The sequence below is a fragment of the Pseudideonella sakaiensis genome, from assembly GCF_048320135.1.
In the GTDB taxonomy this organism is placed as follows: Bacteria; Pseudomonadota; Gammaproteobacteria; order Burkholderiales; family Burkholderiaceae_C; genus Ideonella_A; species Ideonella_A sakaiensis_A.
Genome location: NZ_CP182947.1, coordinates 287,279 through 301,933, shown reverse-complemented (window position 1 = coordinate 301,933; position 14,655 = coordinate 287,279). Strand labels below are relative to the sequence as shown.

Below are 14,655 nucleotides of genomic sequence, written 5' to 3'. Positions count from 1 at the left end.
CGCCGTCTCGGCGCGCCGTTGGCGCGCCGCGCTGAGCGGCGCGTTCAGAGCGACTTCAGGCCAGCATCGGCCGCAATACGGCCCAGACGTTGTCGAGGATCTTCGGATGCGCCGACTCGTTCGGGTGGATGCGGTCCGGTTGAAACATCTCGTCGGCCGTCGGCCCGTCGGCAATGCCGGTCAGCAGGAAGGGCAGCAACGCCGTTCCCTCGGCCTTCGCGACATTGGCGAACAGCGCGGCGAAATCCTGTGAATATTGCCGGCCGTAGTTCGGCGGCACCTGCATGCCGGCGATCAGCACCTTGGCGCCAGCGTCGAGCGATGCGCGCGCCATTGCACGCAGATTGGCTTCGGTCATCGCCAGCGGCAGGCCGCGCAGCGCATCGTTGCCGCCGAGTTCGATCACGACATGGGTCGGCCGGTGCTGTTTCAGCAGCGCCGGCAGACGCGAGCGGCCGCCGGAAGTGGTGTCGCCGCTGATGCTGGCATTGACGACCTTGGCAGCAATCTTGTTGCGTGCCAGCCGCTGCTCGAGCAGCGCGACCCAGCCGCTGCCACGGCGCAGGCCGTATTCGGCCGACAGGCTGTCGCCGACGACGAGGATCACCGGCGTTGCGCGATCGTTGGCGCCGCCCTGTTTGGCAAAAACACCCGGCAGACCCAGTGCCAACAGCGACGCGCTACATTGCAGCAGCCAGTTGCGTCGCCCGCGGCGCCATTGTTTTTCCTGCATCACGCGCGTCCCATCCTTTTTCATGAACGAATCCATCATCACCGTCGAAGGCGTCACCAAACAGGTCGAAGACAGCGGTGGTCCGTTGACGATACTGCACGACATCAGCTTCAGCCTCGCGGCACGGCAATCGGCGGCGATCGTCGGCGCCTCCGGTTCCGGCAAGAGCACGCTGCTGTCGATCCTTGCCGGTCTGGATACGCCGACCCGTGGCAAGGTTCAATTGGCCGGCCACGACCTGTTTTCACTCGACGAGGATCAACGAGCCGCAGTCCGGGCCGCCCGGGTAGGCTTCGTATTCCAGAGTTTCCAGCTGCTCGGCAACCTGAACGCACTGGAAAACGTGATGTTGCCACTGGAGCTGCAGGGTCGGCGCGATGCGCGCAAGTTGGCGACCGAATTGCTCGGACGCGTCGGCCTCGGCGAGCGCCTCGGCCACTATCCAAAGCTGTTGTCCGGCGGCGAGCAGCAGCGCGTCGCGCTGGCCCGTGCCTTCGTCGTCCGCCCGGCAGTGCTGCTCGCCGACGAGCCGACCGGCAGCCTCGACTTCGCAACCGGCGAACGGGTGATGGAGCTGATGTTCGACCTGAACCGCGAGGCCGGCACCACATTGGTGCTCGTCACCCACGACCCGGCGATCGCCAAACGCTGCGACCGCCAACTCCATATCGAAGCCGGCCGCCTTGTCGAAGAGGCCGTGTTCTAGCGGGCGAGTCCATGTTTTCCCCCATGCGCCCGGTGCTGAACTGATGGCGCCCGCGCAGCGGGCCGCCACCATCAAGCTACGCCCAAGGCCCGGGTCCCCCCGGGCCGATGGGTGGCGCCCCTTGGGGGCCGAGTCCGGACGCTGACGGCCCAGTGGGCCGGCTGCGCCTGACGAGGGGATGGGCGACTTGCGCCCATCGCGGTCTGCAAGGCGGAGCGAAGCGACTGGGGGGCTGATCAGTTGCTAAATTTGTAGTCGGTCTTGGCTTTTGCCTTGATGCTGTCGCGGAAATCGGCCATCTTCTGCTGGACCATGCGCTGCTCGAGCTGGGCCTTGACGGCGTCGAACTCGGGGAACTGCGCCGGGCGGGAATCCTCGAAGCGGATGATGTGGTAGCCGAACTGGGTCTTCACCGGCTCGCTGGTCATCTCGCCCTTCTTCAGCTTCGACAACGCGTCGCCGAATTCGGCGACATACGAGCCCGGATTCGCAAAGTCGAGGTCACCGCCATTGGCGGCCGAACCCGGGTCCTTCGAATTCGTCTTCGCCAGGTCCTCGAAGCTTTCGCCGGCCTTGATTTTCGCGATCAGCGCTTTTGCCAGCTCCTCGTTCTCGACCAGGATATGGCGCGCGCGCACCTCGGTCCCGGCGGCCTGTGCCTTGTACTTGTTGTACTCGGCACGCATCTCGGCCTCGGTGACCGGATTCTTCTTCTGGTAGTCGTTGAACAGCTCGCGGATCAGGATGCTCTGGCGGGCAAATTCCATCTGCGTCTTGTATTCAGGGCTTGCCGCGAGGCCGCGCTTTTCGGCTTCCTGCAGGAACATCTCGCGCAACACGATCTCGTCGCGGACCTGGGCTTCGAGCTCGGGCGTCTTCGGCTGGCCCGATTTGACGGCCTGCTCGAGCAGGGCCTCGACACGTGCCTTCGGCACGGCCTTGCCGTTGACGACGGCGACATTCTGGGCGCTGGCGCCGAGCGGCGCGAGCAGCGATGCGGAAACCAGCAGCATCGCTGCGGCGGTGGCGGTGTGGGAGAACTTCTTCATGATGGGCTCTGGCCTTTCAAACAAACTGTTGTGTACAGCGGGGGGTGGCCTCTGCCTGCGTCGGCTCGACCATTGGAAGGAAAACGGGGGTTGTTCGTCGGCGGCGGGATCAGACTTCGCCGGGTGCGCGGGCGTCGATGGCCAGCGCATGGATGCCTCGTTCGATCAGGACGGCGGCGGCATCATATACGAGGCGATGCCGTGCCACCCGCGACAGCCCGGCAAAGCGGTCGCTGACGATGCGAACCGCAAAATGACGGCCTTCGCGCGCCCCGGCATGGCCGGCGTGGAGGTGGCTGTCATCACGCACATCGAGTTCACGCGCCTGCAGCGCGCTGCGCAGCGCCTGCTCGAGATCGGCTGCACTGACGCTCATCGGAACCACGGCAAAAACATCATCGGACTTCGATCGCTCACGGGCGCAATTGTTCCTGCGGCCCGGCATCCTTCTCGTCGTCTTCCTTGATGTGACGGCTGATATACAGCCCCTGGGCCAGCGTGAACAGCAGCATCAGGCCGATGCCGCCGAACAGCTTGAAATTGACCCAGGTCGAGGTGCTGAAACTGTAGGCCACATAGAGGTTGAGCAGGCCCATCAGGCCGAAAAACGCGATCCACGCGAAATTCAGCCGCTGCCAGACCGACGCCGGCAATTCGACCTGATGCCCCATCAGCGCCTGCAGCAGGTTCTTGCGGAAAAAGGCCTGGCTGATCCAGAAACTGAGCCCCATGGCCCAGTACAGGCCGCTCGGCTTCCACTTGATGAAGGTTTCGCTGTGGAACCAGACGGTGGCGCCGCCGAGCACGACAACCAGCGCCAGGCTGATCCACAACATCATGTCGATCTTCCGGCCGCGCAGCACCAGCCAGCCGATCTGCAACGCGGTGGCGGCAATCACGACCAGCGTGGCCAGCAGCACCGGCGCCTCCTGTGCGCCGACGATGCCGCCGGAGACAAAAAACCCGAAATGGGTGGTTGCAAAATCCGCCGCCCAGTCGGCATGCCCCTCCGCATATTTGAACGTCGCGAAGAACAGCAGGATCGGCAGAAAATCGAACAGCAGCTTCATCTGGGGGCCGGTATCGGTCGATTCTTGGGAGCATCGTCCGGCACGGCAATGGTGTCGGACGTGCGCGGGGCGGGCTTACTTCTCGGCGCTGAAATCGATCGCCGCCGAATTGATGCAGAAGCGCTCGCCAGTGGGTTGCGGGCCGTCGGGAAAGACGTGACCAAGGTGCGAGCCGCAGTTGTTGCAGCGAACCTCGATCCTGACCATCCCGTGGCTATTGTCGACGATCCGGTCGATCACTTCCGAGTTGACCGGTTCGTAATAACTCGGCCAGCCGCAACCGGCGTCGAATTTGGTCGACGACTCGAACAAGGGTATGCCGCAGCCGACACAGCGGTAGGCGCCCGGTTCCCAGTGGTCCCAGTATCTGCCGGTGAATGCGCGTTCGGTCGCGCCCTGGCGCGCGACCTGGTATTGCTCGGGCGCGAGTTGTTCGCGCCATTCATCGTCGGTCTTGCGAACCGGCCGGTCCTTGTCCCTTTCGTCTTGCATCTGCGCAGCCAACCTCTCATGCAAACGGATCAGCCGGCAGTGTAAATGGCGGGCCAAGCCAGAACGCCGGCATGGCTTTGCAGGGGCGCGGCATCTTCGAACTGCCAGGGAAAACCCGAGGCTCGGCCCGATCGGCCGGCTTTCTATCATCAGGCACTGACTTTTGCCGGAACTGCCATGAACCTGCTTGCACGAAGCCCGCGCCCGTTGACCGGACAGATGATGGACATGCCGCTGATGATCTCGTCGCTGCTGGTGCATGCGGCCAGGCACGCGGCCGATACCGAGGTGGTGTCGAAGCGGGTCGAGGGCGACGTCCATCGCTATACCTACAAGGATGCCGAATTGCGGGCTCGCAAGCTCGCGCAGGCACTGGCGCGGCTCGGTTGCGAGCCGGGCGATCGGGTCGGCACGCTGGCCTGGAACGGCTACCGCCATTTCGAGATCTATTTCGGCTCGTCGGGCTCGCAACTCGTCTGCCACACGATCAATCCGCGGCTGTTTCCGGAGCAGATCGCGTGGATCGCCAGCGATGCGGCCGACCGGGTGTTGTGTTTCGACCTGAATTTCCTGCCGCTGGTCGAGAAGCTGGCGGCGCAGCTGCCGAGCGTCGAGCACTTCGTGCTGCTGACCGACCGAGCCCACATGCCGGCGCAGACGTCGATCGACAAGCTGCTGTGCTACGACGACCTCGTCGAGGCCGAGGACGGCAACTATGCCTGGCCCGAATTCGACGAGAACACCGCGTCGAGCATCTGCTACACATCCGGCACCACCGGCCATCCGAAAGGCGCGGTCTACAGCCACCGCTCGACGCTGCTGCACACCTACGGCCTGTCGATGCCCGATGCAATGGGCGTCAGCTCGCGCGACGTGATCCTGCCGGTGGTGCCGATGTTCCACGTCAACGCCTGGGGGGTGCCGTATGCGGCGCCGATGATCGGTGCAAAGCTGGTCTTTCCGGGGCCGCACCTGGATGGCAAATCGCTGTACGAGATGATGGAGGCCGAGCGCGTGAGCTTCAGCGCCGGCGTGCCGACGGTCTGGCTCGGGCTGATCACCTACGCGAAGCAGCACAAGCTCAAATTCAGCAGCCTGCGCCGCACCGTGATCGGCGGCTCGGCCTGCCCGCCGGCGATGATGAGGACGCTGGAGGACGATTTCGGCGTCGAGGTGATCCACGCCTGGGGCATGACCGAGATGTCGCCACTGGGCACGCTGTCGCGACTGAAGGCCAAACACGAGTCGCTCGATGCCGACGCGAAGCACCGCATCCTCGAGAAGCAGGGCAAGGTGATTTTCGGCGTCGACATGGCGATCCTCGACGACGACGGCAAGCCGCTGCCGTGGAACGGCAAGGACTCGGGCAACCTCGTCGTCCGCGGGCCGTGGGTGATCCGCAGCTATTTCCAGCGCGAGGAATCGCCGTTGGTCGAGGTCGACGGCCGCCAGTGGTTCCCGACCGGCGACGTCGCGGCGATCGATCCCGATGCCTACATGCAGATCACCGACCGCAGCAAGGACGTGATCAAGTCCGGCGGCGAATGGATCAGCTCGATCGAGCTGGAAAACATCGCGATGGCGCATCCGGCGGTGCACGAGGCCGCCGCAATCGCCTGCCACCATCCGAAATGGGACGAGCGGCCGCTGATGGTGATCGTCAGAAAGCCCGACGCATCGCTGACCGCAGCCGAACTGCTGCAGTTTTTCGAGGGCCGGATCGCGAAATGGCAGATTCCGGACGATGTCGTCTTCGTCGACGAACTGCCGCATACGGCGACCGGCAAGATCCAGAAGCTGAAACTGCGCGAGCAGTTCAAGGAGCACCGGCTGCCGACATCGCCGTGAGCGCAGGCGGACTCGACGAGTGCTGCGCCGATTCGCCGCATCGGGAAGTCCCTGAAGCCTTGCATCGCCGCGCTGGGCTAATGTCATGCACCTGGTCTCGATTGGAGTCAACCATGCGCCTGTCACGTAGAACGCTCGCCTTGTCCATTGCTGCCGCGCTGGCCTTCGGCAGCACGGCCTCGATCGCCCAGCAGGCTCCGAAAGCGGGGGCGGTGAACCTGAAGGAGACCGTCAAGATCGCGTGGATCGACGGCATGTCGGGTCCGTTTGCGAATATCGGCAACAACATGATCCGCACCTTCCAGTACGTCTCGGCGCGCGAGGCCAACAACCCGGCCGGCGTCAAGTTCGAAATCGTTCCGTTCGACAGCAAGGGCTCGCCGCAGGAAAGCCTGAACGTGCTGAAGGCGGCGATCGACCAGGGCATCCGTTATGTCGCGCAGGGCAACAGCTCGGCGATCGCCGGCGCGCTGGTCGACGCGATCAGCAAGCACAACGACCGCAATCCGGGCAAGGAGGTCGTCTTCTTCAACTATGCGGCGGTCGACCCGTCGTTGACCAACGAGAAATGCAGCTTCTGGCATTTCCGCTTCGATGCCGACACGACGATGAAGATGGAGGCGATGACCACCTTCATGAAGGACGACAAATCGGTCAGCAAGGTCTACCTGATCAACCAGAACTATTCGCACGGCCACCAGGTGGCCAAATATGCGAAGGAGATGCTGGCCCGCAAGCGGCCCGACGTGCAGGTTGTCGGCGAGGATCTGCATCCGATCGGCCAGGTCAAGGATTTCGCACCGTATGTCGCGAAGATCAAGGCGTCCGGTGCCGATACGGTGATCACCGGCAACTGGGGCAATGACATGGCGCTGCTGATCAAGGCGGCGAAGGATGCCGGCCTCGACGCCAATTTCTATACCTACTATGCCGGCGCGGCCGGCACGCCGACGGTGATCGGCGATGCGATGGCCGGCAAGATCAAGATCGTCTACGGCTCCTACGTCAACCTGCCGGGCGACCACCAGGTGGCGCAGAAGGAGTTCCGCGAGAAGTTCAACGAGGACTACTCGATGACCACCGCCTACCATCTGTTCAAGATGCTGCCGGCGGCGATGGCGAAGGCGAAAAGCACCGATCCGGTGAAGGTCGCCTTCGCGATGGAAGGCCTGTCGGTCAACAGCTTCAATGGCGAGATCACGATGCGCAAGTCGGATCACCAGTTGCAGCAGACGCTGTACCAGGCGACCTGGCGCAAGGTCGACAAGGACAATCCCTACAACGTCGAGGGCACCGGAATGACCTGGGTCTCGGAGCGCAAGTTCGAGCCCTATGTGTCGAGCACGCCGACCAGCTGCCAGATGAAGCGCCCGGCCGGCGCCTGACCGACCAACCCGTGCCAACAGGGGCGCCGCGAGCTTCGCGGAGCCCCTTTTGCTGGCCAACGCCGCCACGCGCAACCGATGGAACTGTTCACGATATCGCTGCTGAACGGCCTCAGCTACGGGCTGCTGCTGTTCATGCTGAGCTCGGGGCTGACGCTGATATTCAGCATGATGGGCGTGCTCAATTTTGCCCACGGCAGCTTCTACATGCTGGGCGCCTACATCGCCTACACGACGACCAAATATTTCGGCTTCTGGCCGGCGCTGCTGGTCGCACCGGCGGTGGCCTTTGTTGCCGGCGCGCTGTTCGAAAAATTCTGCCTGCGCCGGGTCCACAAGTTCGGCCATGTGCCCGAGCTGCTGATCACCTTCGGCCTGTCCTACCTGCTGTTCGAATTCGTGCAGATCGTCTGGGGCCGGGCGGCGGTCGATTACCGCGTTCCGGAAGCACTCGACGGTCCGCTGTTCACCGTCTTCGGCACCCAGTTTCCGATCTACCGCGCCTTCATGATGCTGGTCGCGCTGGTGATGCTGGTCGCGATCTGGCTGATGTTGTCGCGCACCCGCATCGGCATGGTGATCACCGCAGCGCTGACCCATCCGCAGATGGTCGAGGCACTCGGCCACAACGTGCCGCGGGTGCTGATGCTGGTATTCGGCGGCGGCACCGCGCTGGCCGGGCTGGCCGGCGTGATTGGCGGCAATGCCTATGCGACCGAGCCCGGGATGGCGCATGCGGTCGGGCCGATCATCTTCGTTGTCGTCGTGATCGGCGGCATGGGCTCGCTGGCCGGCGCCTTCATCGCGTCGCTGCTGATCGGCGTGCTGCAGACCTTTGCGGTGGCGATCGACGAATCGGTCGTCACCGCGCTGTCGGCGCTCGGCCTGCAACTGAGCCCGGAAAATTTTGCCTATCCGGTGCTCGATTTGAAACTCTCGCAGGTGGCGCCGATCCTGCCGTACCTGTTCCTCGTGCTGATGCTGATCTTCCGGCCGCGCGGCTTGATGGGGACCCGCGAAGGATGAGCACCGTTCCGGCTTCCCGCGCAACGCACGCGTCGATGCTGCGCAGTGCATCGACGCTGCGCATGGTGGCATGGCTCGCGTATGCACTGATCCTGTTCATTGCACCGCTGGTCTTCACGTCGAGCCTGGCGATGACGATGCTGACGCAGATGGGTTATCTGATCATCATCTGCCTCAGCTACAACCTGCTGCTTGGCCAGGGCGGCATGCTCAGCTTCGGCCATGCGGTTTATGTCGGCCTCGGCTCGTTTTTTGTCATCCACGCGCTGAACTTTGCCGCCGCCGGCCGGCTGCCGGTGCCGGTCAGCCTGATGCCGCTGGTCGGCGGCTTGGCCGGGATGGCGGTCGCTGCGCTGCTCGGCTGGGTGACGACGAAAAAGGCGGCGACGCCGTTTGCGATGATCACGCTCGGCGTCGGCGAGCTGGTGTTCTCGATGAGCCTGATGTTTCCGGGATTTTTCGGCGGCGAAGGCGGCATCAGCGCAAACCGGGTGATCGGCGAGCCGTTTTTCGGCCTGAGCTACGGCCCGCAGGTGGAGGTCTACTACCTGATCGCGATCTATTGCCTGCTGTCGACCGCGGCAATGTATGCGCTGACGCTGACGCCGCTCGGCCGCATGCTCAATGCGGTGCGCGACAACCCCGAACGCGTCGCCTTCATCGGCTACAACACCCAGGTCGTTCGCTATATCGCATTCGTGATCGCCGGATTTTTTGCCGGCATCGGCGGCGGGCTGCAGGCGATCAATTTCGAAAGCGTCACCGCCGAGACGCTGAGCGGGCTGCGCTCGGGCGGCTATCTGCTGTTCACCTTCGTTGGCGGCGCGATGTTCTTTTTCGGGCCGATCATCGGCGGCGTCTTGCTGGTGCTGGCGATCGTGATGTTTTCCGAGATCACGAAGGCCTGGCAGATCTACCTCGGCCTGGGCTTCATGCTGATGGTGATGTTTGCACCGGGCGGCATCGCCAGCCTGATCATGATGAATTTGCGGGTTGCCACGATGGGCCACTTCCGGCGCCTGCTGCTGCCGTATCTGCTGCTGTTCGCGACCGGCGCCGTCGCGCTCGGCGGAAGTGCGGCGATCATCGAGATGATCTACCACGTGCAACTCGATGCGGCGATGGGCAGCACGATCGGCTTTCTCGGCTGGCAACTCGATACCTCGGCACCGGCGCACTGGCTGCTGGTGATCGCCGTCACCGCGGTCGGCGGCCTCGCATTCGAATGGGCGCGACGCCGCTTCGTCCGGGAATGGGATGAGGCGAACCAGCGTGTCGAGCGTGAACTGAAACGGATGGAGGCCGCATGACGGCGCCGGCACTCGAATTGCGCGACGTCTGGAAACGCTTCGGCAAGACGGAGATCATCCGCGGCGCCAGCCTGTCGGTCGCGGCCGGAGAAAACGTCGCGATCATCGGGCCGAACGGCGCCGGCAAAAGCACGCTGTTCAACCTGATCAGTGGCCGCTTCGGCATCAGTTCGGGTGACATCCTGCTGCACGGCCGCTCGGTCAACGGGCTGACGCCGTATCAGGTCAACCGGCTCGGGCTGGCGCGCAGCTTCCAGGTCAGCAACCTGTTCAACCGCTTGAGCGTATTCGAGAACGTCCGCTGTGCGGTGTTGTGGAGCCTCGGCTACCGTTATGCCTTCTGGAAATTCCTGTCCGATCTGCGCGATGCGAACGAGCGCACCGCCGAGGTGCTGGCGATGATAAAGCTCGACCGGCGGCGCAATGTGCCGGCGATGAACCTGACCTATGCCGAACAGCGTGCACTCGAGATCGGCATCACGATCGCCGGTGGCGCCGAGGTGATCCTGCTCGACGAGCCGACCGCCGGCATGAGCAAGAGCGAAACCAGCCGCTTCATCGATCTGATCCGCGAGATCACCGTCGGCAAGACGCTGCTGACAGTCGAACACGACATGGGCGTGGTGTTCGGTCTCGCCGACAAGATCGCAGTGCTGGTCTATGGCGAGGTGATCGCCTTCGACACGCCGGACCGCGTGCGTGCCGACCAGCGGGTGCAGGAGGCCTACCTCGGCTCGATGCTGGCCGAGCAGGAAGAGGGCGGGCACTGACATGACACCCCGACGCGCGCATGGCTCGCTGCCCCGCCAGCGGGCATCTCGTTGGCTTCTGACGGCCGGGCGCCACTGAAATGCTCCGTTTGTCCGACGTCAACGCGTTTTATGGGAAGAGCCATGTGCTGCACGGCGTCAGCTTCGAGGTGCGCCCGGGCGAGATCGTCGCGCTGCTCGGCCGCAACGGCACCGGCCGCTCGACGACGGTGAAGACGATCATGGGGCTGGTCGAAGGCCATGGCTCGGTGCGCTGGCACGACCGCGAACTGCTCGGCCTCGAGGCCTTCGAGGTGGCGCATGCCGGCATTGGTTATGTGCCGGAAAACCGTGACATCTTCCCGACCTTGACGGTGCACCAGAATTTGATGCTTGGCGAAAAATACGGCGCGAAGTCGCCGCGCTGGCGCTTCGACGACATGTATGCGATGTTCCCGCGGCTGCGCGAGCGCCAGCACAACGAGGCCGGCGTATTGTCCGGCGGCGAGCAGCAGATGCTGACGCTGTGCCGCACGCTGATGGGGGATCCGGATCTGATCATGATCGACGAGCCGACCGAGGGGCTGGCGCCGAAGATCGTCGAGCAGGTCGCCGAATTCCTGCACGAACTGAAGCGGCGCGGCGTCTCGGTTCTGCTGGTCGAGCAGAAACTGACGATCGCATTGAAGGTGGCCGACCGCTGCCTGGTGATGGGCCACGGCCAGATCGTTTTTGATGGGACGCCGGACGCACTGCGCGCAGACGCCGAAGTCCGCAAGGAATGGCTCGAGGTCTGAGCGGCGCGACTGCCCGACGGCGCTTGTCGCCGCAGCGACAGGGCTTGCCGTCAGGCGGTGCCTAGAATCGAACGGGTGTTCTATTTCCGCACGAGGACCCCACGATGAGCACCCGCTACGACGTGCGCGACGGCATTGCCGTCATCACACTGGACAACCCGCCGGTCAACGGTCTCGGGTTCGCCACCCGGCGAGGCATCGCCGACGGGCTGGAGAAGGCGCAGGCAGATGGCAGCGTCAAGGCAATCGTGCTGACCGGCAGTGGCAAGGCCTTCTCGGGGGGTGCCGACATCACCGAATTCGGCTCGCCGAAGGCAACCGCGGAGCCGAACCTGCTGACGCTGATCGAGCTGATCGAGGCCAGCAGCAAGCCGGTCGTCGCCGCGATCAATGGCGTCTGCATGGGCGGCGGGCTCGAGCTCGCGCTCGGCTGCCACTACCGTGTCGCCGCCCCCGGTGTGCCGGTTGCGCTGCCCGAGGTCAAGATCGGCCTCATTCCTGGCGCCGGCGGCACGCAGCGGCTGCCGCGTGTGCTCGGCGTCGAGGCGGCGCTGAACATGATCGTCAGCGGCGAGCCGGTGCAAAGCGACCAACTTGCCGCTCTGCAGGGCCAGAAACTGTTCGACCGCATGTCCGACGGCGATCTGCTGCTGACTGCGCTTGGCTTCGCCGCCGAGATCGCCGCCCAGCGGCCGTTGCCGCTGGTTCGCGAGCTGCCGGTCTCGCATCCGAATGCCGACGGCTATTTCCAGTTCGTTCGCAACGGCATCGCCGCGAAGGCGCGCAATTTCCCGGCGCCGGCCAAATGCATCGAGTCGGTTGCCAATGCGCTGAAGCTCCCGTTCGACGAAGGCATGAAGCGCGAACTGGCGATCTTCATCGGCTTGATGATGACGCCCGAATCGAAGGCGCTGCGCCATGCCTTCTTCGCCGAACGCGCCGCCAGCAAGATTCCAGACGTGCCGTCCGATACGCCGCTGCGCGAGGTCCGCAAGATCGCGGTGATCGGTGCCGGCACGATGGGTGGCGGCATCGCGATGAATTTCCTGAACGCCGGCCTGCCGGTCGTGATGCTCGAGGCGAAGCAGGAGGCGCTCGATCGCGGCGTTGCGACGATCCGCAGGAACTACGAAGCGCAGCTCAGGAAGGGCAAGCTGAAGCAGGACAGGCTCGACCAGCGGATGGCGCTGCTGTCGACGACGCTGAACTACGGCGACCTGTCGGACGCCGACATGTTGATCGAGGCGGTGTTCGAGGACATCGAGGTCAAGCGGCAAGTGTTTCAGGCGCTCGACGAGGTCGCCAAGCCCGGCGCGATCCTGGCCAGCAACACCTCGACGCTGGACCTGAACAGGATTGCGTCGTTCACGAAGCGGCCGCAGGATGTCATCGGCACCCACTTCTTCAGCCCGGCCAACGTGATGAAGTTGCTCGAGGTCGTGCGTGGCAAAAACACGGCCGACGACGTGCTCGCAACGGTGATGGCGATCGGCAAGAAGATCCGCAAGACCTGCGTCGTCTCCGGCGTCTGCGACGGTTTCATCGGCAACCGGATGATCGAGCAGTACATCCGCCAAGCCGGTTTTCTGCTCGAGGAGGGCTGCACGCCGCAGCAGGTCGATCGCGCGATCGAGCAGTTCGGATTTGCGATGGGCCCGTTCCGGATGAGCGATCTGGCCGGCAACGACATTGGCTGGTATATCCGCAAGCGCCGCTACCAGGAGCAGCCGGAGTTGCGCTACAGCCGCACCGCCGATCTGCTGTGCGAGATGGGCCGCTTCGGCCAGAAGACCGGCGCCGGCTGGTACGACTACCAGCCGGGCCGGCGCGATGCGCTGCCGTCGAAGCTGGTCGACGAGATGATCGAGGGCCACCGCACCGAAATCGGCATCGCGCCGCGCAAGATCGCCGACGACGAGATCGTGCACCGGCTGGTATTCGCGCTCGTCAACGAAGGTGCCAGACTGCTCGACGAGGGCATCGCCTTGCGCGCCTCCGACATCGACATGGTTTATCTGACCGGCTACGGCTTTCCGTTGTACCGTGGCGGGCCGATGCACTATGCGGATGGCTACGGGCTGTACCGGGTGGTCAAGGCAATGCAGCGTTTTGCGGCCAATCCGCATGACGACGCGGCGTTCTGGACACCGGCGCCGCTGCTCGCCCGACTGGCCGCCGAAGGCAAGACATTCAGCTGAACAACCGTTCACGACCAAACCGAATCCACCAGGAGCAACCGATGACCCGAGCCGTGATCGTTTCGACCGCCCGCACGCCGCTGGCCAAGAGCTGGAAAGGCGCCTTCAACATGACGCATGGCGCGACGCTCGGCGGCTTTGCGGTGAAGGCCGCGGTCGAGCGCGCCGGTATCGCCGCCGACGAGGTCGAGGACGTGATCATCGGTTGCGCGACGCCGGAAGGCGCGACCGGCGGCAACATCGCGCGGCAGATCGCGCTGCGCGCCGGGCTGCCGGTCAGCACCGCCGGCGTCACCGTCAATCGCTTCTGCTCGAGCGGCCTGCAGACGATCGCGATGGCGTCGCAGGCGATCATCGCCGGCGAGGCCGAGGTGCTGGTCGCCGGCGGCGTCGAGAGCATCTCCTGCGTGCAGAACGAGGCGAACCGCCACATGTACCAGGATCCGTGGCTGGTCGAGCACAAGCCCGAGATCTACTGGAACATGCTGCAGACCGCCGAGCAGGTCGCGAAGCGCTACAAGATCGACCGCGAGCGGATGGACCGCTACGGCGCGCAGAGCCAGCAGCGCGCCAGCGCGGCGCAGGAGGCTGGCAAGTTCGACGACGAGATGATCAGCTGCACGGTGCTCGCCGGCGTCGCCGATCCGACGCTCGGGCTGCGCACCCGCGAGGTAACGATCAAGGCCGACGAAGGCATCCGCGCCGGCACCACCTACGAAGGCATCAAGGACATCCGGCCCGCGATTGCGGGCGGCGTGATCTCGGCCGGCAATGCCAGCCAGTTCAGCGACGGCGCCGGCGCCTGCGTCGTGATGGACGAGGTGCTCGCCGAAAAGCGCGGCTTGCAGCCACTCGGCCGCTTTCTCGGCTTTGCGGTCGCCGGCTGCGAACCCGACGAGATGGGCATCGGACCGGTCTTCGCGGTGCCGAAATTGCTGAAGCGGCTCGGCCTGACGATCGACGATATCGACCTGTTCGAATTGAACGAGGCGTTTGCGGTGCAGGTGCTGTATTGCGCCGATACGCTCGGCATCCCGATGGACAAGCTCAATGTCAATGGCGGCGCGATCGCTGTCGGCCACCCCTACGGCGTCAGCGGCCAGCGGCTGACCGGCCACGCGCTGATCGAAGGCAAGCGGCGCGGCGCGAAGAAGGTGCTGGTGACGATGTGCATCGGCGGCGGCATGGGCGCGGCCGGTGTCTTTGAAGTCTTGTGATTTGCTGTGGGAGGGGCTTCAGCTCCGATTCGGAATCGTGCGCTGCAAATGAATCGCGGCCGAAGCCGCTCCCAC

Annotated in this window: 14 protein-coding genes; 9 read left to right on the top strand and 5 right to left on the bottom strand. The window is 64.4% G+C overall.

Going from position 1 to position 14,655, the window contains the following annotated elements; all coding sequences use genetic code 11:
- Positions 1 to 55: 55 nt before the first annotated feature.
- Positions 56 to 757, bottom strand: a complete 702-nt coding sequence (locus ACNH6H_RS01405) for an arylesterase (RefSeq protein ID WP_418314984.1) — start codon at positions 755 to 757, stop codon at positions 56 to 58.
- On the opposite strand from ACNH6H_RS01405, the gene ACNH6H_RS01400 reads away from it, so the two are divergent.
- Entirely contained in the window at positions 756 to 1,439 is a 684-nt protein-coding gene (locus tag ACNH6H_RS01400; protein WP_418314983.1) for an ABC transporter ATP-binding protein, read from the top strand. The genes ACNH6H_RS01405 and ACNH6H_RS01400 overlap by 2 nt on opposite strands.
- Positions 1,440 to 1,675: 236 nt before the next feature.
- Here the strand turns inward: ACNH6H_RS01400 and ACNH6H_RS01395 are convergent, their stop codons facing one another.
- From ACNH6H_RS01395 to msrB, 4 genes are all read right to left on the bottom strand, one after another.
- A complete protein-coding gene (locus tag ACNH6H_RS01395) occupies positions 1,676 to 2,488 on the bottom strand; it encodes a peptidylprolyl isomerase (protein WP_418314981.1) in 813 nt (270 codons plus the stop codon).
- A 109-nt stretch (positions 2,489 to 2,597) separates the two neighbouring features.
- Positions 2,598 to 2,864: a BolA family protein gene (locus tag ACNH6H_RS01390; protein WP_418314979.1), complete on the bottom strand. Its 267-nt coding sequence runs from the start codon at positions 2,862 to 2,864 to the stop codon at positions 2,598 to 2,600.
- A 37-nt stretch (positions 2,865 to 2,901) separates the two neighbouring features.
- Positions 2,902 to 3,558 (bottom strand): septation protein A, encoded by a 657-nt coding sequence (locus tag ACNH6H_RS01385; RefSeq protein WP_418314978.1) that lies wholly within the window; start codon positions 3,556 to 3,558, stop codon positions 2,902 to 2,904.
- Positions 3,559 to 3,633: 75 nt separating this feature from the next.
- Positions 3,634 to 4,050, bottom strand: a complete 417-nt coding sequence (msrB, locus tag ACNH6H_RS01380) for a peptide-methionine (R)-S-oxide reductase MsrB (protein WP_418314976.1) — start codon at positions 4,048 to 4,050, stop codon at positions 3,634 to 3,636.
- Positions 4,051 to 4,227: 177 nt separating this feature from the next.
- Between msrB and ACNH6H_RS01375 the strand changes: the two genes are divergently transcribed.
- The 8 genes from ACNH6H_RS01375 to ACNH6H_RS01340 all read left to right on the top strand — a co-directional run bounded on the left by ACNH6H_RS01375 (position 4,228) and on the right by ACNH6H_RS01340 (position 14,580).
- Positions 4,228 to 5,898 (top strand): 3-(methylthio)propionyl-CoA ligase, encoded by a 1,671-nt coding sequence (locus tag ACNH6H_RS01375; protein WP_418314975.1) that lies wholly within the window; start codon positions 4,228 to 4,230, stop codon positions 5,896 to 5,898.
- Positions 5,899 to 6,011: 113 nt separating this feature from the next.
- On the top strand, positions 6,012 to 7,283 hold the full coding sequence (locus ACNH6H_RS01370) for a branched-chain amino acid ABC transporter substrate-binding protein (RefSeq protein WP_418314973.1): 1,272 nt from the start codon (positions 6,012 to 6,014) through the stop codon (positions 7,281 to 7,283).
- Positions 7,284 to 7,361: 78 nt separating this feature from the next.
- Positions 7,362 to 8,309, top strand: coding sequence for a branched-chain amino acid ABC transporter permease (locus tag ACNH6H_RS01365; RefSeq protein WP_418314971.1), 948 nt, complete (start codon positions 7,362 to 7,364; stop codon positions 8,307 to 8,309).
- Positions 8,310 to 8,344: 35 nt separating this feature from the next.
- Positions 8,345 to 9,619, top strand: coding sequence for a branched-chain amino acid ABC transporter permease (locus ACNH6H_RS01360; RefSeq protein ID WP_418321182.1), 1,275 nt, complete (start codon positions 8,345 to 8,347; stop codon positions 9,617 to 9,619).
- Complete coding sequence (locus ACNH6H_RS01355; protein ID WP_418314969.1) at positions 9,616 to 10,389, top strand: ABC transporter ATP-binding protein; 774 nt, start codon at positions 9,616 to 9,618, stop codon at positions 10,387 to 10,389. The genes ACNH6H_RS01360 and ACNH6H_RS01355 overlap by 4 nt, the downstream gene beginning before the upstream one ends.
- Before the next feature lie 80 nt (positions 10,390 to 10,469).
- Positions 10,470 to 11,165, top strand: a complete 696-nt coding sequence (locus tag ACNH6H_RS01350) for an ABC transporter ATP-binding protein (protein WP_418314967.1) — start codon at positions 10,470 to 10,472, stop codon at positions 11,163 to 11,165.
- A gap of 104 nt (positions 11,166 to 11,269) precedes the next feature.
- Positions 11,270 to 13,363 (top strand): 3-hydroxyacyl-CoA dehydrogenase NAD-binding domain-containing protein, encoded by a 2,094-nt coding sequence (locus tag ACNH6H_RS01345; RefSeq protein ID WP_418314966.1) that lies wholly within the window; start codon positions 11,270 to 11,272, stop codon positions 13,361 to 13,363.
- A 41-nt stretch (positions 13,364 to 13,404) separates the two neighbouring features.
- Positions 13,405 to 14,580: an acetyl-CoA C-acyltransferase gene (locus tag ACNH6H_RS01340; protein WP_418314964.1), complete on the top strand. Its 1,176-nt coding sequence runs from the start codon at positions 13,405 to 13,407 to the stop codon at positions 14,578 to 14,580.
- Positions 14,581 to 14,655 lie beyond the last annotated feature (75 nt).